We start from the raw sequence: 18,387 nt of genomic DNA on the forward strand, positions 1-18,387 counted from the left end.
TCTCAGGAGACGCCCACGAGAGACAGGTAGGTGGTCGGCGTCCCGTAGCTGGACGGGTTGAAGCTGGCGGGCAGGCTGCTGCCGCTGGCGTACATCGCCCGCCGCGGCGTTGCCCCGACCCCGCCGGAGAACCACGAGGCGTGCGCGTCGTCGACCCCGGTCGGGTACGGCAGGCCCACCGTGTAGCCGCCGACGATCAGTCCGATGTACGTCCACCGGCCGGCAGACTCCGCGGGCACCGGAGCAGGCAGCGCACCGCCGCGCCAGCCGGACGCCGACCAGAGTGTCGGGTCGTCCGGGGTGATGGCTACCTGCACCCCGGCGTCGGTGTACAGACCAAGCTGGTTGGGGGTGCCCGTCGCGGAGTACGAGCCGCCCGTGCGGACCGCAGCCCACAGGGACGTCACCACCACCCCGGCCGGGATCCAGACCCTCGCCATGAAGATCGAGTTGTTGGTCGCGTTGGAGTTGGCGAGGAACCCGGACGGATCGCCGGATGCCGCCAGCAGGCCATAGCCGCTCAGCGGGAAGGCCGGACTGTCCGAGGCGCCCCCGGCTGGCGGATCCGCCCACCGCACCCCGGCCGCCTGCCCGGAGTCCACGGTGAGGACCTGGTCGTCCGTCCCGACGCCGACCCGGGCGACCGCCCCGGCCCCAGTGGCGACGTACAGGTCGCCCTTCGTCGTCAGGACGGAGCGGAGCTGCCGGGAGGCGACGGCCGTGTCGGTGTAAGAGCGGTCTCCGTGCGGATCCGCCGCACCAGCGTGCGCGGAGACCTTCGCCGCGGCGCCGCTCGAGGTCTCCAGGGCGGAGGTGTCCGCGATCCCGTGGACGCCCGTCGTGTCCGCCTCGTGGGCCGCGACCGCCGAGGCCGCCGTACCGGCCGGGTCGTAGACGCCCGTGTGGGTGTGCCCCGAGGTGGCCGCGCCGATCGCCCCGGGCGTCGGCAGCGCCGGAGTGCCGTGCGCGTGGTCGCCCCGGGAGTAGGCCGACGCGGAGCCGGCCGCCGACGACTGGCCGTAGCTGGTCGCGGACACCACCGTGTTCGACGGCGTCCCCCCACCGCCTCCGCCGCCGTTGTCGGCCACGTACTGCTCACTCGCCGCAGGGGAGCCGTCCTCCAGGACCAACGGACCCGTCATCGTGCCGCCGGACAGCGGCAGGTAGCCCACCAGTTCCTCGGCCGCGGACCCCGGCAGCGTCACCCGCAGGTCGCCTACCCAGTGCGAGCCAGAGGCTGGGACGCTGACGTGGTAGCTGGCCGATACGCCCTGATGGACGCGCTCCTGGATGAGGTAGAGCGTGTCGCCGCGCGGGCTGACGATGTCCGCGCTGGGGATCAGCTCCAGGGACCACGCCCCGCCGACCGCGACGGGGGCGGTGACCATGCCGAGGACCTCGCGGTCATCCGTGGCGAACCCTGCCACTGGCCGTCCGGCGAGGTCCACGAGGGTCGCCACCACCGACGCGCTGCGCAGGTAGCCGCCGCCCGCCGTGGTCATGGTGCCGGTGACAGTCGTCACGGCAGCACCGGCGTCGGGTCGCGGTGGTAGGCCAGCTTGAACTCGGCGAAGGCCAGTTTCACCGGGCCTGACGCGTTGTGGCGGACCATCAGTCCCAGCGGAATCCCGGGGTGGACGAAAATCGCCCAGGACTTCGCCCGGTACTGCCCGCCGGGCGTGGCCGGGTGGTCTTCAGTACAGGTGCTGTCCGGGGCGCTGTTCAGCCCGAGCGGGTCGCGCACGATGCGGTCGCGGACCTCGGTGTAGTCGCCCGGATCCCAGTACATCAGCGCATACACCTGAGCCCACGCGGAGTGCTTCGGCCAGATCAGGCCTGAGCGCGGGCTGGAGTAGGTGACGGTCTGGCTGGTGTCCGGCTGCACCTCCGGGTGCATGTCGTGCTGGTCCGCGGACTCGACCCCGAAGGGGAACCGTACGAGGGTGTAGGTGTCGCCGGGCGGGATGGTCTGCTTCACACCCTGCTCGGTGATCAGCGAGCACACGAAGTCAGGCAAGGGGATCCTCCTCGGGAACCATGACGGGTTCGAGCCCGGCCTGGGTGACCTGCCGGGTGAGCTGGGCGACCTGCTTCTGCAAGTAGGCGACCTGGCGTTGCAGCCGGTTGATCTCGCCCTGCATGCGGGTCTGAGTGGAGACGTCGAAGGCGCTCGCACGCTGGTAGGCGCCGTCCTCGGCGGCGAGCCGAGCCTCGCGGGCCGCCTGCTCGGCCTTGTCCCGGCTGGCTTGGCGGGCCTGGCGTCCGACATAAATGGTGCTGGCGATGCTGAACGCGCCGCCGATCACGGACACGATGACGGCCGGGTCCATCACTGCTCCCGGTGGGGCGGATCCGGCCAGCGAGACAGCCGCAAGACCAGTCCCGCGACGGCGACCTGCACGATGCACGCCCAGTAGGCCTGCGGGATCGCGCCCCGGATGCCGCCGACCAGGTAGATCACGGCCCAGGCGACCAGCACACCGGCGGTGACCGCGAAGGCCAGCCAGTCGGCCACCGTGAGCGCCTGGACGGCGCACAAGATGGCGCAGATGGCCCACGGCACTGCCAGGACCCAGAGCGGCGCGATCGACGCGAGGTAGACGTACGTGGACGTTCCCAGGGCGGCGGGGTCTGGCCACGCCAGGCGGGCCGACTGTCCGCCGCTCCAGAAGGCCAGGAAGACCAGCACGCTGCCGCGGTAACCGATCAGCTCGTCCAGCGCCCGGAGCCTGCGGATCACTTCGAGATCCAGTGGCCGCCGAATCTGGGCCCGCCCTTGGTCGTGTTCGTGGCCAGCGCACCGCCGCTGTTTTGCCAGATGTACAGCTCGACGTAGTCCGCGACCGCGAGGTAGACGCGGCCGGCCACGATCATGCCGCCGAACCCGCTGGCGGTGCCAGGGATGGAGCAGGGGTAGGTCTCGGTGGTGCCGTTGACCAGGATCGTCATCTCGCGCTTGCCGGTCGCGTTGGACACGAAGCCGACCGCGCCGCTGATCATGTAGTAGCCCGCGGTCTGGCTGGTGTAGCGGGAACTGTTCGTGACGGTGCTGTGCCCGTTGTCGCGGTCGATTGTCTCGGTGTCGAACGGCATCACGGCCTGGGTGCTGGTGGCCGGGCTGATGCCGCTGGAGTGGTTGAGCTCGAACAGCGGCGGGCTGAGCAGGAAGTTGATGGCGTCCCGGATGTCGGTGTTGAGCTTCGCCGCGGTCAGAATTTCGCCGACGACCCAGGTCCGCGGGGAGGGCACGATCATTGGAGGGCTCCGATCGTGCGGCACGGCTCGCACATCGCCGCGTGCTGCCCGGCCTCGTACAGCGGGATGTCCGCGGAGCAGGGCCAGGAGGCGAGCGTGCTGGGAAGGGTGCTCATGTTGGTCTCGATGCGCTGTCGGGCGTCTGGCCACGAGAGGAGGCAGGTCTTCCCCGAGCCTCCGTTCGCGCAGGCCGTACACCAGAACCGCGTCTCGGTCCGGGGCAGCGCATGGGAGGCGCCGCACCGCCACGGGCAGTCCGCGATCCACCTGGCGTTGTCCACCCGCGCCCATGCAGTCCCCGACTCCGGAGCATCACCCTCCGGGCGGGGCACGAACGGCACCCCGAGCCGGTCGCGGTTCGCATCCAGGTAGTCCAGATACTCCTCCAGCGAGGAGACCCCGAACATCTCGTCAGCACACTGGATCACACTTCGCCGCGCGGGCGTCGGCCTGGTCACCATCCAAGGACTCCCGGTCCGTCCAGGACGCCGTAAGTGGCGTCGTCCAATCGAAAGAAGAACGGGTCCGCCGGCGCGAGGTTCAGCGTCGTCTTCCACTCGCCTGCAGCGAAGTCGACCCGGTGGCTCACCCCGAGGACCTCGAACCGGCCGGTCAGGAGCACTCCGCCGATCGGGCGCCGGTTGACGGTGACGACGTCGCCGCACTCGATCCCGAGCGCCGTCGGCCAGATGGCCGGGTTGCTGGCCGGGTCGAGAGTGATCTGGGAGATCCGGAGCTCGGGCTGCTTGTACCGCAGGAGCAGGTAGTTCGCATGATCGGCGACCGCGAGCGGGTTGGCCACGTGGGTGGTCGCGTCCCGCGTGCGCACTCCACGCTGGGTGATGCTCGCCGAGTCGGATACGGAGACCTTCCTCCCGTAGTGCGCCTGGGTCACGGTGATCGAGTTGGAGACCTGGGCAGGGTCACGGTCGAACACGATGTCCCCGAGGTAGGGGATCTCACCGAGGTCGGGCCGGTCGCCCAGGATGTACTGCGGCGACCTGTTGTAGCGGTCGGGCTTGCTCGTGAAGCAGATGTAGCCCAGGCCGTCCTCATACAGCCCGCCGCCGTCCGAGGCGGCGACCTCCTCGACGCTCGTCGCGACGTCCTGGCCCTCGATGCCGGACGCGGGGACCATCGTCGAGTCCGCGGTGTAGGAGATCGACCGGGCGATGCCCGACCCGCCGATCGCCAACAGCTTGTTGATCCGCTGGTCAGCGCTGTCGTTCTCATTGCCGCCCCACGCGGACCAGTAGTGGGCGACGATCCGGCCATACGGGAGCTTGCGGCCGAAGACGGCGAAGTGCGCGAACGAGCCGTTGATCATGCGACCGTGGAAGGTTTCGTCCGCCGCTCCGCAGGCCGTCAGCCAGGTGACGAAGGTGTCCAGAGACGTCACCCGGGAGATCGCGAGCTGGGCGTTGACGTACAGCTGCCAGCCGGTCGTGTTGAAGGTCAGGCAGAAGTGAGTGAATGTCCCGGTCAGGACCGGCACGGCGCTGATGGTGTTGGTACGGGCATGGGTGATCGGGTCGTAGTCGGAGATCGTGGCGCACTGTGAGGCTTGGTCCACGTAGATGGACATGAGCGTCCCGTTACCGTTTTTCACGCTGAACAAGGTCAAGTTGCTGGCGGGCTGAGAGGCCGAGGGGTCGAGGCGGGCCCAGAACTCGACCGTCCAGCCGGGCGCGACCGGCGGAAAGGCCGGGCCCGGTCCGCATTGCAGGCTGATGCCGTTGGTGATCTGCAGGCTGGTCAGGCCGCGTTGCTCCCACGCGGTCAGATTCGGCGAGCCGATGAGCAGTCCGGAGTCCACGCCGAACCGCGCCTTCGCTGCGCCGGGCCCGTACTTGGACACGACCTGCCTGAACGGCTCAGCGTTGTTCGGCGCGATGTTCGACCCCACCGTGGCCTCATCCGGATCCGACATGGGCCAGTAGCCGTACGGGGCGTCCAGCAGGATCTCGCCGGACGCGATGTTCGGCAGCTCCGTTGTCAGCGCCGCCCAGGGGCCGACCGCGGTCGCGTTGACCTCGCCCCAGTGCGCGTCCTTCCAGGACTGCGGCCAGCGCTCGACCAAGTGATGCCACACGCCGTAGGTGCGCCCCTGCCAGGTCGCGGTCACCCGGGCCGGGGTCATGTCCGTGATATTCGGGTAGTACGGCGAGCCGGTGTTGGCCGGGTTCAGGGCGGCGTCGTTGTTACGCAGCTGGAGGTTCGTCTCCCCGGCCTGCAGCTGGCTCAGCTCGTACTGCCGCCCTCGGCTGGTGCTGAAGGCCAGCAGCCGCTTGGTGGGGGCGGTCCAGGTGATCTGGTCGCGCGGCGTACCAGATCCGGATCCGAACCCGACCTCGAAGACCACTCGCGGCCAGTGCGGGTTCGGCTGAGCAGGTGCCGCCGCGGCGGTGAGCACGGTCACGCCCACCGCGACGATGTTCGTGCTCGTCGAGGTGGTGTAGGTGACGCTGACGCTGCCCGTGGTGGTCTGGTAGCGGGGCAGCAACCTCGTGTCCGAGGTGAGGTCTACACCGTTCGTCCCGGACACCGCCGTGCCGGACGTCCATCCGGCGGTCGCGCTGGTGAGGGTCGCGGTGGCGTTGTCCGAGCCGCCGGCCACAATGGCGAGTGCCTGCGACGGCGGAGCGAGCAGGGTCAGGTTGGCGCTGGTGCCCGTGGCCGTGGCGGTCTTGCGGTCGCCGACCTGCAGGTAGTTGCCGAGGCCGTTGTGCTCCATCACGGAGATACTCAGACCGGTGACGTAGTCGGTCGGCGCGATGTAGACCCTGCTGGCCGCGCGGGCATTCGGCGCCACCCAGATCGCCACTCCGCCACCGGCGCCACTGACCCTGGCCAGCGGCACCCAGTAGTTGTGGACGTCATCGCCGACGCTCACCGTGGGGATGGTCTGGGCGCCGGCGCCGGTGTGCCAGCTGGCGGTGCAGACCAGCCAGTTGCCTGCCGTGTTGGCGACCGCGACTTGCCGGGTGGAGATCGTGGGATCGGGAATCACGAATCCGGCGGCGAGCGCGTAGCTGTCGGTCCACTGGTTGACGAGTGCCATCAACGGCCTGCCAGGGACAGGCCGTTGGTGGCGTTGCGCCTGTCGTGCTGCAGCGCCTGCCGCTGGATGACCCCGTACAGGTCTCGCTCGGCCCACACCGAGCCCTGGACAGTCACGTGGATGACCTGCTGCACAGCGCCGCCTCGGGCCGCGAGGGGCACGCTCGGGGCGCGTGTGACCGCGCCGGGCACCCTGGCCCGGCGGCCGAGGCGAGCGGCCAGGCGCTGCGAGGCGCCATCGAGAGCGGGGAGGCCGCCGTCCATGCCCGCCGCGACACCGGCGACGGTCATGGCGCCCGCGTTGCGGAGGGCGGGCAACTGGCTCGGGCTCTTGATCTTCAGGGACTTCTTGATCCCCTTGGCCATCCGGGCGGCCAGGGCATCCATGGTCTTGTCGAGACTCTTGAGTTCGGCGTTTAGCCCGGTAAGGAAGCCCTTCCCGGCGTTCTTGCCCGCGTCGTAGAGGATGTCCGCGCCGTTGTAGCCCAGGGACGCCGAGGCGCGGTCGATGGCCTTCTGTGTGCTGTTGAGGTCGTTGAACGTCGTCTTGTCGGCCGCCAGTAGCATCTCGCCGTACTGCAGGCCCTGCTCGGGCCCCATGTCGAGCACCTGTCGCAGGATCGACTTGGACAGGCCGCGCTTGCCGAGCGCCTTGATCACGGACGTGAAGCGGGTCAGGTCCGAGAGCTTCATGGTGAGGCCCTGGCGGATCTGCGCGCCACTGGTCGGGCCGTCCAGGCCCGATAGTCCGGCGAAGCTCTTCGCGTTCGAGGTCAGGGTGGCCGCATACTGCTTGCCCTCCTTCAGCCCTTCCTGGGCCAGCGCCCGCCGCTCGGACAAGTCCTGAAGCCGGTCGGACCCCTTGTCCAAGTACTTGATCAGCTTGTTGTCCAGCTGGGTGCGCTTGCCACCGAAGAGCTTCGCGACGGCCTTCTCCAGGCGCCGGTCCATGGAGGCGATCTCGGCCGTGCTGCCGGTCATGGCCTTCAGGAAGTCCTTGCCGAGCTGCAGGCCGAGGCTGCGCCACTGTGCGGTGGATACGTCGACCCCGCCGACCCGGGTGACCTTGCCGCCCGAGGCGTACCCGACCATCCCGCCGTCGGCGTACCGGCCCGCGTTGATCGCCTCAATGATCGGCAGGTATCGGCGGGTCTGCTTGGCGTTGATGACGTACTCGTTCTTGGACAGCAACGCCGGGATGGAGTCCGAAGTCTCCGTCCCGGGCCCGTCGATCGGCCCGCCCTCGGCCCGCCGGATACCGGAGCCGGTGACCAGGCCGCCGGTCGCGCCCCGGTCGAACGCGCCCACCGACGGTGTGCCGTTGATGATCGCGCGGCCGGTGGTGGAGTAGGCCACGGTGACGCGGACGACCCTGTCTCGCAGGCTGTTTATTCGCCCCCTGACGCCGTCCAGAGCGCTGTTGGCCTGACCAGCTTGCGCCTTGATCACCGTCACCTTGCCGTTCGGCAGGACCTTCACGCGGTTGCCGAACCGATCAACGATGGTCGTGCCCGACCGGGTCCGGGAAATCACACCGCCCATGCTGGCCACGAACCCGCTCAGGGCTGCCTGCCCCGCACGGTTCCCCGAGGCGAGCCGGACCAGCGACGGCAACTGCTGACGGATCGCCGAGTCGGTCAGGCTCACCGACCGCTTCGCCGCGACCTGAGCATTCACCCAGCGGCCCATCGGCCCCAGCTGCGCCTCCAATGCCTTGGACCTGTCCAGCGCGGTCGCCTTGCTGTCGTTGAGGACCCGGTTGCTGGACGCCAGGGCGTCGCGCATCTGGTTCGTGGCGCTCAGCACGTTGAGTGCCGGGTTGAAGAAGGCGTCCATGGCGCTGGCCGCCGCGTTGACCTGGTCCTTGAGCATGAGCGCCTCGTTGCCAGCATCCCGCCAGGCCTGCGCCACCACCGCGGTCGGGTTGCGGGCCATCTCGACGGCCTGGCGGTAGCGGTCGAACTTCGCCGCCGTGGACGCGATGACCGTGCCGTTCTCGGTGATGCCCTTCGACATGTCGACGCCGACCGCGTCCGCCAAGGTGATCGCCTGGCTGGCGGTGATGCCGTACTGCCTGCCCAGCGCCGCCGCCCCCGCCTGGACGTTGGCGAACTTCTTGTCGTTGTCGCTCTTGGCCTGCTTGACCCACTCCTCGGTCAGCGCCTGAGCAGCCGTCGCCCCCTGAGCCATCTGCACGTTCATGATCGAGGAGTTGGAGATCAGGCGCTGCTGGGCGTCGGCCGCACGCTGCGTAGCCGGAACCATCTGCTGATCCAACGCCCGGTTCGCCGCCACGTACCCGGCGACGTTGTTGCCCACCGCACGGTTGGCGACGGTGATGGACTCCACCAGCTTGTCCGTCGAGCTCTTGGCGTTCAGCGCCTTTAGACCGAAGTAGGCGATGGCCAACCCGGCGGCCATGTACAGGTTCGGTCCGGCCGCCGTCGCGAGGTTCAGCAGCTTCGTGGCCGCCGAAGCGCCCTTCGCGCCAGCGCTGTACGTCCGGTACTTCTCGCCTGCCTTGCCGGCCATCTCGCCCATGCTGCTGAGCGGACCGCGCAGACCAACGCCCAAGACGGCGAGCTGGGCCAGCTCCGGAGACAGGTCGGAGAGGTTGGCCAGCAACTGGGCGGTCATGCCGACCACGCCCAGCCCGACCCCGGCGAGCGGGGCCAAGGACTCCGTCAGCGAGACAGCGAGGTGCGCGGTCGAGCCGAGCGTGTCGCCAAGCTGGTCCATGGCGGGCGCGGCCTGCGCCTCGACGAAGCGGAAGAACTGGGTCGCGCGGTCCGAGTTCAGCGCCGACTCGATCTTGTTCTCGAAGTCCACCAGCGCCCCGCTGGTCGCCCGGGTGAGCGGGACCAGACGCGGCATGATCCGCGACGTCACGGCCAGCGCGTTGTTGTAGACCTTCAGCACGTCCGGCTCGACGGCCTTCGCCAGCCCCTTGTACTGCTCGGTGAGCATCCGCGTGGAGACCGAGCTGACCTTCTGGGCTTCGGACATGCTGTCCCACGTCTCGGCCATCTTGGTCTGCGACTCGATGACCTTCTTGATGGTCGGCACGGCAAGGGCGCCGAACCCGGCGACCGCGGTGCCCGCGACCACGAAGGCGGGGGCGATGGCGGCTCCGACGGCGACCAGGGTGACGAGCTCGCCCCGCATCAAGGACGCGCTCTTCGTCGCCTTGGTCGCACTGGCGGACTGCTGGTTGTGGGCGCGGGCGGCCTTCTCGCTCGCCGTGGCGGCGGCGAGCGCGGCGGCGGCCTGAGCAATCTCAGCACGCTCCAGTTCGCGCACTGCCCGAGCCGCGAGCCGGGCCGCCTCACCCTCCTTCAGCATGCCCTTGGCGGCCTTCTCCGCCGCCTCGGCCGCAACCCGTCCGGCGACCGCGGCCTTCTCCCCGGCCTCCTTCGCCGCGATACCCATCTTCCGGGCGGACAGGGCGGCCTTCGAGGCGTCGCGGTCGAACTTCTTCGCCGCCTCGGCCGCTTGGCCGGCACCCCGCTCGAAGGGATCGGCGTCGGCGACGAACCGCGCGACCGCGGGGGGTAACTCGGTCACAGTCCCACCTCCCGGGCGAACGTGTCGGCGGCGATGCGCTCCAGCACGCCGCGCATGCTGATCACAGTGGGCGCGACGTACGGGCGGGGCGGCAGGTAGGAGGCGTGGTTACGGCCGGTCCAGCCGCCGACCTCGTGGATACGGGCGTAGGCGATGCCCGAGTAGGTGCGCGCCTCCCACCGGGCGGGCCCGGTCTGGAACGCGGGTCGCGCCTCGACACTGCGGCGCAGCGCCCCTGACCGGCGGGCGGGCGGCGACCCGGGAGCGCTGGGGGCCGGGCCGCGGCTCAGTGCGGCCCGCATCGCGGTCTCGGCGGCCTCGGCCATGCCGTCGACGGCGGCCTGCGCGGCCGGCGAGGCGCGGTGCTGCAGCCCCTGGAGGGAGGCGATCAGCGCGCTGACGTCGACATCACCCACGAGCCCCCCTCATCTGATCCATCACGCCCGCGATCGGCAGCAGCCACGGCTCGACCGTGGCGGGGAGGTCATCGACTTGGGCGGGCGTCCAGCCGTACCGCTCGGCGTAGATCGCGTAGCGGACCGTCTGGGTCAGCTGCTCACCGAGGTCGACGGACTGTCCGTCGAGGTACCAGCGGATCCGCTGGAGGGTTTTGGGTCCTCCTCCGCCTCGCCGTTGATCAGCGCGATGTAGGGGTCCAGGGTGTCCAGCAGCGCCTGGTAGACGGGGATGGTCACCCGGTCGAGGCTTCCCGCCTCCTCCTCGGTGCCGGGCAGGTCCTTCGGCAGGGGCAGGTCCAGCGACCAGGCGGTGATGACGCGGCGCAGCAGCACGTCACGGGCCGCGTCCCACCAGCCCATCGTCGCGGTGCCGCCGGTCAGAGTCTGATCGCGGCGCATGGCCTTCATGTCGCCCGCTCGCAGATCGGAGGGGGCGATCAGCTCGGCCCACTGGCCGCCGGGCAGGTCTACGCGCATCGGGGGAATCTCCTCGGGGATCGGGCGGGTCAGTAGGTGACGACGGCGTTCTGCAGCGTCACCTTGGCCGGAGCGAAGCCACCGGACGCGCCCACGTTTGTGCTGTTCGCGATGGCTGTGAACTCGACGTCGTACTGGAACACGGTGCCGGTGTTGATCTTCGTGGAGCGGTAGCCGACCTTCTGCAGGTCGAACTGCACGGAGATCAGCGCGCCCAGGGTGAGCCCGTTGGACAGTACGAACTGGAGCTGCGGCTGAGTGTTCGCCAGCAGGTCCAGCATCCGCTGCTCGCTCTGCGCGATCTGCGTGAACTTGCCCGTGACGTCCACCGGGCCGCGGGCGATGACGAACGGCGACTGAGAGCCGTCCGCCGTGTGATACGGCGTCACCTCGCGGCTGATCGTGATGGACATCTCGGTGACGTCCGTGACGAGGGTGCCGGCGGAGGCCGGGCCGCCGATGCCGACCGCGCCTCGCCATGAAGCGACCGGCGGGACGGACGACAGGGTGTTCGTCGGCGCCACACCCGGCACGACGGACGGCCACGCCTGCGCCTTGGCCTCCCAGCTGCACAGCTGCTCGGCGTTCCAGGTCAGCGTCAGTTCCGACAGGCAGCTGTAGGGGTACTGGCGGGCGCCCGAGACGGCCGGGACGCCGGTGACGTCCGTCAGGGTGTGTGTGACCGGCTGCCCGTCGCCGGAGTTCAGCAGCGAGAACGTGTGGCTGTACGGGGCCGCGACACCGCTCACCGCGTACCCGCCCAGAATGTTGTGCAGCAGGTAGCCCAGGCCGTCGCCGAACATCGGCCCGCCCAGATCCCAGCTCGACATGATCGGGCCGGAGTACTGGCCGTACTGCTTGGCCATGCTGCCGCGCAGCGCCTGGTCATCCAGCTGCGTCACGTCATCGCTGGGGTCGAATTTATCGACGGGGATCGTGAGCGCGGGGGCGACCGCCGTGCCCGGCGTGACCTCCTTCGCGATCCCCACCCAGCGCTTCGATCCGGCGAACACGCCCATCGCCTACTCCTTGCCCTTGTCGCTGCTGCTGGTTGTGGTCTTCACGCGCTCCCACGGCCCCTCAGGCGGGACGGGCAGCTTCGTCACGGTCGGCTTGCCTCCCTCCTTCTCGGACGGGGTGACGGTCTCGGTGCCCTCGGCGGGCTGGATCTCGTAGGTCTTTCCGGGCTCGGCGACCAGCGTCTGCACCTGGCCGTCCTCGCCGATGGCCAGGTAGGCGGGGTAAGTGGCGGGCATATCGCCCGTGTAGCGCCAGGTCATCAGGCCTCCAGGTAGACGTCGGCGTCGAAAGCGACGCTCGCGGTGATGCCGAGTCGGGACGATGAGCCCTCGAACAGCGGCTCGGAGCAGGTAGTGACGATGCCGCGTGACCCCTCGCCCGCCTGCAGCACGCAGCCCCCAAGCGTCGGATCCGCGCGCACCATCGCGGCGATGGCCTCCAGCAGCTCGTCCACCTCGGCCTGCGCGATCTCGGGGTGCGGCGCCGTACCGAGCACCTCGATGCCGAGCGACACCTGGATCACGAGCGCCTTCCAGCCGCCGGTCGTGACGCGCCGCTCGGTCGTCGTGGCCAGGCCGATGGTCATGCGGGCGCCCATGGCGCGCGGCGGCTCCAGCCCTACGGTGAAGTCGGTGTCGGGCTGCCGCGGCCGTCCGGCGTAGGCGCGCACCGTGGCCAGGCTGTACGGCAGCAGCGGCCCCGGCCGGTACAGGGTGGCCGCCGGATCGCTCGGGTCCAGCAGCCCGCCGAAGTACTCGGCGATGCCACGGCGGACCGTCTCCCGCACGCTCACAGGTCCGTGTCCCCCCACGCGGGCGGCTCGGGCATCGACCACTGTGGCAGAAGCTGGCCGCTCGGCCCGCCGCCGCCTTGCCCGATCGCGTCCACCAGGTCCGCCAGCGCCTTCCCTGCGCGGGCGTCGAGGCGCTCATAGATCTGCGTGTCGATGTCGCGGACCGCGTCCTTGTTCGCGTCCCGGTCCGCGTCGCGGTCGCTGCCATACGCGAGCTCGATGTCTGCCGCCGCCCGCAGCGCCGCCGCCGCAGTGGCCAGGCCCACCAGGTAGGTCGGGGTCGACGGGACCGTGCCGACCCGGCCAGCCACCTGCGCCACCGCCGCGGCGATGAACCGGCCCGCCACCTCGTCGGTGGGCTGGGTCTCCGCGGTGAAGGTGCCCTTCGGCAGGGCGTCCTCGTTGTTGGCGCCCGGGTGGGTGGTGGCCCGTGTCCGGGCGGGGATGTGGCCTGCCACCTGCTCCAAGCTCGGCACCCACGGAACCGACACGACCCCACCCCCTATCTGGTTGTGCCAGCCCGACGCTCGCGCCGCCGGGCCGACGTCCTACTCGGACTGCTGTGCCTTCAGGTAGCGCTGCTGCAGGTCCTTGACGCTCATGCCCTGCAGCTCGGCCTGGTCGTCGCCCTGGCTCACGCCGTACGCCACCAGTTCGCCCTTGTTGGAGCGGTTGGTGATCGACGGCGGTGCCGGTGTGGGCGGCGTGCTGCCGCCCTCCGGGTCCGACGGCGGCGCGGGATCGGTTAGCGGGCTGGCGTCGGTGTCGACGGGCTCGGCCAGCCCCCGCTTCTGCCACAGCTCCAGCAGTTCGTCCTCGACCAGGTCGGCATTGAACACCGCGTGCTGGTAGAGGGTCTGGCGCATCTCGCCCAGAGGGCCCGACATTGGCACGTTGGCTAGGCACGGGCCCGTGACCCGGAACATCTTCATGGTCGACCGCCTCTCAGGTGCCGGTGATCTGGATGCCGGCGCCCGGCTCCTGGACGACGGGCACTGTCTTGCGGCGGCCCCACATCTTCCAGCCGTCGTTCTCGTCCATGCGCTTGGTCTGCACCTGGACGGCCATTTCGGCGACGGTGTAGCCGGGGGCGTTGTCCTCCTCGTCGGCCATGCCGCCGATCTGCTTGGAGTCGAAAATCCACGGGCTGTCGATGCCGCCGGGCAGGGACGACAGCGGCGCCTTCAGCACCACCAGGCCCGCGATCGTCTCGATATCCCCGCTGTAGACGGGGTTGTCGGTCGTCTCCCGCCGGCGCAGCGCGGCGATCACCGGGTCGGACGCCAGGTAGGCGTACTTCGTCGAGCTCACGAGGATCGTGTCGGGCACGTAGCCCATGTTCAGGTCCTCGACCTTGGCGATCGCCAGCTCAACGTCCTGCAGGATCTTCGGGCTGCCGCCCGACCACGACGCGGCCGCCGCCTGGGTCGCGGTCACCGTAGAGCCGATCGCGGACAGCGCGACCCCGTCGACCTGCTTGATGATGGAGTTGACGACCTTGAGGAGGTTGCGGTCCACCGCGTCCCCGGCGTACCGGTTACGGGCGACCTCCTCATCGGTCATCTTGATCGCCTGGCCCCACTTCTGGACCGCGGCGAGCGCGGCAGCGCCGGTCGGCGGGACGTCGAGCGGGTATTCGCCGCCCGGCGGCACGGACTCGACTGGCCGCGTGGTGAGGATCGGCTCGGATACCTCGTAGAGGATCGCGCCGCCGACCGTGCGGAACCGCTGGGTCAGGATCTGGTCGCTGACGAACCGCAGGTTCGCGAACGTCCGCAGGCGCCGGCGGATGTAGGCCGGGTTCTGCAGGTTCTTGTTGATCGTGAGCAGATCCCCGCTGAGCGTCGGGGGGCCTGCCGGATACGTACCAGGCATGCTCTATCTCCCTTCGGGGGTCAGCGACCGATCCACCGGCACTTGAGGCCGGAGGTCGCGGTGGACACTGCGGTGCCGATCAGCGTTCCCGCTGCGGCGAGGGTGCCCAGCGTGCCGGGATCGACGGTCCCCGCCGCGGCGCTGGCCAGCGCGTTCCCGGCGGTCGCGCCGGTCGGGGTGATGGTCTCGTGCGTGATGCCAGGGATCGGCCACACCGAGACCCGGGCCCCGTTGGCGGCGTCGTGGGCCGCGACGCCGACGACCTTGCCGTCAGCACCCGCCGCAGGGGCGACGGTGCCGACGCCCGAGGCGATGAGCACCTGGCCGCCGGTGATGGTCGCGCTGGCGGTCATACCGAACGGCTGGGCGCCGCCCGCGTAGACCGGAACATAGTCACCCATGGGTCAGGCTCCCTTCACGGAGTGGAGACGGTCCCAGTCGGCGTCGAGGGCGTCGTCGCCACCCGGTTCGCCGATGTCCTCGATGGGGACCAGGCCCGGGGCGAGGGACGCCAGGGTCTGCCGGGTGCCGTCAGGGTCGGCGGCCCACGCCTTCTGCCAGTGCTCGACGCGGGCGGGCGGGATCTTCCCGGCCTTCACCGCGTCGTCGATGGCCCGGTCGCGGGACTCGGTGAGCTGCTGGGTGCGGGCGGCGGCGCCCTGTTCGGCGCGCTCGCGCAGCTCGGCCAGCGTGGCCTCGTCGATGGCGACCGTGCCGGGCGGCAGCGCGGGCGACGCCGCAGCGGGGACAGGAGCGGGCGGGGCGGTCGCAGTCTCGGTGAGCTCGTCGACCGCCGCCAGGATCGCGGCCTCGTCAGCGTCGGCCGCCAGGCCGAGCCGCTCACGCAGGCCCTCGTCCAGAGCAGGCATGGATGCCTCTCCTTCCGGTGTTGGGGTGGGCCCCGCGGCCGGCTCGACCGGGGGAGCTTCAGGGCCGGCCGCGCGGGGCGGCGGGCCGGGGCGCGACTCGGCGCGGGAGGCGTACACCAGACGCCCGGCGCCCGCGCTGGCGGCGGCGGGCGTGCCGGTGGTGTCGACGTACTGGATCTCGACGGGCACCGCCTCGCCGAACTCGAAGTCGTCACCGTTGATCGTGATCGGCACTCGGGCGTACTTGCCGGTGAGATCGTCCACGGTGATCAGCTGCAGCGGTTCGAGCTGCATCTCGCAGATCCACACCGACCAGGGCGTCGTTTCGTAGTAGGCCCGGCGCACGTCCTCGGACGTGACCGTGGCCGCGACCTGGAGGGGGCTCGGATTGGGCATCGGTGCTGCTCCCTTGCAGTGGATGACGACCGCGTGGCCGAAGGACGGAGCGGGCTCGGGGGCGCCGGCGGCGACGCCGTACAGGTCGGCCACGTCCTGCAGGGACTGCAGCGTGCCGATGCCGGGCCGGGAGACGCCGAGCAAGGCCACGGCGGTAACCACGAACGGATGTACGTGGCCGAGCTGGCACTGGAAGTCCCACCAGCCCTCGATGCTGCGGTCGGGCCAGGCCGACGGGAGGACGGGGCCGAGCCAGCCCGGCATGCCGACGTAGTCGCCGATCAGCGTGTGACCCGAGTTGATGGTGGCCATGGCATCGACGAACCCCACCGCGGGCTCTCCGTCGAAGCGGGGGTCGGTGTGGCCGAGCTTGAGGATCGGCCGCCGTACGGCGGGGCAGTCCTGGGCGCCGACGGCGGCGGCCAGGTCGTCGCGGGTGAACGTCGCGGTGCCCGTTGAGATGTCCCATTGGCCGGTCTGTATGAGCTCGACGCCGTGCACGCTGGCCAGCGGCGCCGCAGTGGGGACGGTGATGTCGGCCATCACGACCACAGCCCGAAGACCGTGCCCCTGCACCGCACGCCGCCCTTGCAGGCCACGTAGCCGCCCACCGGGTAGGCCGCCATCGCCGCGCCGAGGTCGGCGAACTCAGTGCCGTCGATCTCGCGGCACGGCCCGCAGGTGCTCACGTCGTTGACCTCACTCGCGATGAGCAGCCCATCTGGGTTGACCTCCAGCGCGGACTCCAGGGCCGCGAACCGCCCGGCCTGCTGGGCGGCGGTGATCGCGCCACCGAGCTGGGAGCGGAGACTGGCGTCCGTCAGGCCATCGAGGTAGGTGGTGACGGCCTCGGCCACCTCCACGCCGTTCGCGCCCGGAGCCGCGCGCCGAAGAGCTTCCCGGCCGGCCGCTGCGGCGAGCCCGGAGGCCAGCAGCGCAGCGACGGCGGCGGCCACCTGGCCGAGCTGCTCTACGTCGACCGGCGGCGGCTCGACCTCGACGCCCTGGCCGGCGGCCTCAGCCACCAGCTGCTCCGCGGAGGTCTGGGCGACAGTGGCCATCTGCTCGGCGAGCACCGCCTGCGCGTCGGCGCTATCGAGCTGCAGCGTGCCGAGTGCTGCGAGGTCGCCACTGTCGACGGCGGCCGCGATCAGGGTGGCCAGCGTGGCGGTCCAGGCGGTGGCGATGCCTGCCGCCCAGGCGACCAGGAGCGCGGCGACCGCAGCCTCCCAGGCCTCGTGCATGGCGTCGGGGTCCATCCCGGCGGCGATCTCCTGCTCGGTCATCGGGCGCCCGGCCAGGGCAGTCGGCGCAGCCGCAGCGTGCTGCTGGGAGCGGGCCGTACGGCGGCGGGCCTGCGCGGGCGCCGGGGCCGGATCGGGCTGGGGCGCGGGCGCCGGAGTACCGGGCTTGCGGACGGGCAGCCGCCACGCCTGCCGCAGGTAGGAGTCCAGCTCCGGATCCGGGGCCAGCGCGCCGGAGGTGACCAGCATCTGGATCGCCTCTGCGGTCACCTCGTGCTGGTCGCCGACGTCGGTGGCGACGATGACCGGCGCGGGCTCGGTCTCGCCGAAGTTGAAGTCGACCAGCTGGGTGACGATGCCGGGCATGCCGCCGTGGCCGGAGGTGGCCACGCGGGCGAGGTCATCGGCGACGGTCTGGAGCGACAGGCGCAGCAGCTCCACGAAGGAGTCACCGAGCGCTCGCGACCCGGTCTCGGTCTGGCCGAGGTCGAGGATGCCCGCCAGGGCCATGACGGACATCTGCTGGTCGAGGTAGCGGACGAACTCGATGGCGTCCGGCGTCGACCCGGTCAGGCCGGTGAGCCGCACCTGGAAGCCGTGCGGGAGGCCCGCGCCGGACTGGTCACCGACGCGCATGGCGGAGGCGAGTCTCGTGGCTTCAGTGACCTGCGCCGGGGTGGCGCCGGGTGGGGCGGTGACGCTCGGCACGCCCATCCCGAACCGGCGGATGCTGGTGGCGTGGACCCTCCAGACCTCGTGCTTGAGGAGCCAGGCCCCGTACGCGGCGCGCAGCAGGGAACGGCCTGTCCAGTTCGCGCCCTCCCGCTCATGGACGTACCAGACCAGCCGGTTCGCGGGAATGTCTGCGGCGCTCACTACGTCCTGCGAGACCGACTTCACGGTGCCGTCGCGGTTGATGGTGATCTCACCGATGGTGTGCGGCATCCGCTCGCCCAGGGCAGCGAGCCGCGCCATGCCATCGACGATCTCGTACCGCCGCTCGAACACCATGTGCCCGTACACCAGGGACAGCAGGGCGTGGCGCAGGTGCTCGCCCCAGATGACGCCGCGCCGGCGCGCCCCGCCCGGCTTCTCATCCACGCCCTTAATCGGCAGCCCGAGGTCGTCGGCGACCAGCTGCACGACCTCGTCCCGGCACCCGGCCGGGTCCACGACCCACGTCGCCCGCCGGATCGGGAGGGTGTACGCGCCCAGGATCCCGGCGAGCTTGGGATCGTGCCGCATCCGGGAGTACGTCTGCACCGACAGCGGCCACTGCAGGTCCGGGACGAACTCCAGCCAGTCGGCCAGCAGCGATCCGTACTGCAGCGTGTCGACCTGGCCGATGTCGCGGGTGGGGATGGCAACCACGGACT

19 protein-coding genes are annotated in these 18,387 nt (G+C 70.6%); all 19 read right to left on the reverse strand.

Annotated features, from left to right (window positions below):
- Window positions 1–2 precede the first annotated feature (2 nt).
- The 19 genes from OIE13_RS05905 to OIE13_RS05995 all read right to left on the reverse strand — a co-directional run bounded on the left by OIE13_RS05905 (window position 3) and on the right by OIE13_RS05995 (window position 18,382).
- Window positions 3–1,523 (reverse strand): hypothetical protein, encoded by a 1,521-nt coding sequence (locus OIE13_RS05905; protein ID WP_326829671.1) that lies wholly within the window; start codon window positions 1,521–1,523, stop codon window positions 3–5.
- A complete protein-coding gene (locus tag OIE13_RS05910) occupies window positions 1,520–2,017 on the reverse strand; it encodes a hypothetical protein (protein ID WP_326829672.1) in 498 nt (165 codons plus the stop codon). Before OIE13_RS05910 ends, OIE13_RS05905 begins: the two co-directional genes overlap by 4 nt.
- Window positions 2,010–2,330 carry a hypothetical protein gene (locus tag OIE13_RS05915; protein ID WP_326829673.1) on the reverse strand — a complete coding sequence of 107 codons (321 nt, stop codon included), beginning with the start codon at window positions 2,328–2,330 and terminating at the stop codon, window positions 2,010–2,012. Before OIE13_RS05915 ends, OIE13_RS05910 begins: the two co-directional genes overlap by 8 nt.
- Window positions 2,330–2,740, reverse strand: a complete 411-nt coding sequence (locus OIE13_RS05920; RefSeq protein WP_326829674.1) for a hypothetical protein — start codon at window positions 2,738–2,740, stop codon at window positions 2,330–2,332. Before OIE13_RS05920 ends, OIE13_RS05915 begins: the two co-directional genes overlap by 1 nt.
- The gene (locus OIE13_RS05925) at window positions 2,737–3,255 is read right to left on the reverse strand and encodes a hypothetical protein (RefSeq protein ID WP_326829675.1); all 519 of its coding nucleotides are present in this window, start codon (window positions 3,253–3,255) and stop codon (window positions 2,737–2,739) included. Before OIE13_RS05925 ends, OIE13_RS05920 begins: the two co-directional genes overlap by 4 nt.
- Window positions 3,252–3,716 carry a hypothetical protein gene (locus OIE13_RS05930; RefSeq protein WP_326829676.1) on the reverse strand — a complete coding sequence of 155 codons (465 nt, stop codon included), beginning with the start codon at window positions 3,714–3,716 and terminating at the stop codon, window positions 3,252–3,254. The genes OIE13_RS05925 and OIE13_RS05930 overlap by 4 nt, the downstream gene beginning before the upstream one ends.
- Entirely contained in the window at window positions 3,710–6,316 is a 2,607-nt protein-coding gene (locus OIE13_RS05935; protein ID WP_326829677.1) for a LamG-like jellyroll fold domain-containing protein, read from the reverse strand. The genes OIE13_RS05930 and OIE13_RS05935 overlap by 7 nt, the downstream gene beginning before the upstream one ends.
- The gene (locus tag OIE13_RS05940; RefSeq protein WP_326829678.1) at window positions 6,316–9,879 is read right to left on the reverse strand and encodes a hypothetical protein; all 3,564 of its coding nucleotides are present in this window, start codon (window positions 9,877–9,879) and stop codon (window positions 6,316–6,318) included. The genes OIE13_RS05935 and OIE13_RS05940 overlap by 1 nt, the downstream gene beginning before the upstream one ends.
- Window positions 9,876–10,295, reverse strand: coding sequence for a hypothetical protein (locus OIE13_RS05945; RefSeq protein WP_326829679.1), 420 nt, complete (start codon window positions 10,293–10,295; stop codon window positions 9,876–9,878). Before OIE13_RS05945 ends, OIE13_RS05940 begins: the two co-directional genes overlap by 4 nt.
- Window positions 10,296–10,427: 132 nt before the next feature.
- Window positions 10,428–10,814 carry a hypothetical protein gene (locus OIE13_RS05950; protein WP_326829680.1) on the reverse strand — a complete coding sequence of 129 codons (387 nt, stop codon included), beginning with the start codon at window positions 10,812–10,814 and terminating at the stop codon, window positions 10,428–10,430.
- 29 nt (window positions 10,815–10,843) lie between these two features.
- Window positions 10,844–11,833: a phage tail tube protein gene (locus OIE13_RS05955; RefSeq protein WP_326829681.1), complete on the reverse strand. Its 990-nt coding sequence runs from the start codon at window positions 11,831–11,833 to the stop codon at window positions 10,844–10,846.
- 3 nt (window positions 11,834–11,836) lie between these two features.
- Window positions 11,837–12,094 carry a hypothetical protein gene (locus OIE13_RS05960; RefSeq protein WP_326829682.1) on the reverse strand — a complete coding sequence of 86 codons (258 nt, stop codon included), beginning with the start codon at window positions 12,092–12,094 and terminating at the stop codon, window positions 11,837–11,839.
- Window positions 12,094–12,627 carry a hypothetical protein gene (locus tag OIE13_RS05965; protein WP_326829683.1) on the reverse strand — a complete coding sequence of 178 codons (534 nt, stop codon included), beginning with the start codon at window positions 12,625–12,627 and terminating at the stop codon, window positions 12,094–12,096. Before OIE13_RS05965 ends, OIE13_RS05960 begins: the two co-directional genes overlap by 1 nt.
- Complete coding sequence (locus OIE13_RS05970; RefSeq protein ID WP_326829684.1) at window positions 12,624–13,118, reverse strand: hypothetical protein; 495 nt, start codon at window positions 13,116–13,118, stop codon at window positions 12,624–12,626. The genes OIE13_RS05965 and OIE13_RS05970 overlap by 4 nt, the downstream gene beginning before the upstream one ends.
- A gap of 57 nt (window positions 13,119–13,175) precedes the next feature.
- A complete protein-coding gene (locus tag OIE13_RS05975) occupies window positions 13,176–13,514 on the reverse strand; it encodes a hypothetical protein (RefSeq protein ID WP_326829685.1) in 339 nt (112 codons plus the stop codon).
- A 58-nt stretch (window positions 13,515–13,572) separates the two neighbouring features.
- Complete coding sequence (locus OIE13_RS05980; protein WP_326829686.1) at window positions 13,573–14,502, reverse strand: phage major capsid protein; 930 nt, start codon at window positions 14,500–14,502, stop codon at window positions 13,573–13,575.
- A gap of 20 nt (window positions 14,503–14,522) precedes the next feature.
- Complete coding sequence (locus OIE13_RS05985; protein ID WP_326829687.1) at window positions 14,523–14,903, reverse strand: hypothetical protein; 381 nt, start codon at window positions 14,901–14,903, stop codon at window positions 14,523–14,525.
- Window positions 14,904–14,906: 3 nt separating this feature from the next.
- Window positions 14,907–16,310, reverse strand: a complete 1,404-nt coding sequence (locus OIE13_RS05990) for a phage protease (RefSeq protein WP_326829688.1) — start codon at window positions 16,308–16,310, stop codon at window positions 14,907–14,909.
- Complete coding sequence (locus tag OIE13_RS05995) at window positions 16,310–18,382, reverse strand: phage portal protein family protein (RefSeq protein WP_326829689.1); 2,073 nt, start codon at window positions 18,380–18,382, stop codon at window positions 16,310–16,312. Before OIE13_RS05995 ends, OIE13_RS05990 begins: the two co-directional genes overlap by 1 nt.
- Window positions 18,383–18,387 lie beyond the last annotated feature (5 nt).

This window comes from Streptosporangium sp. NBC_01810 (assembly GCF_035917355.1).
Taxonomy (GTDB): Bacteria; Actinomycetota; Actinomycetes; order Streptosporangiales; family Streptosporangiaceae; genus Streptosporangium.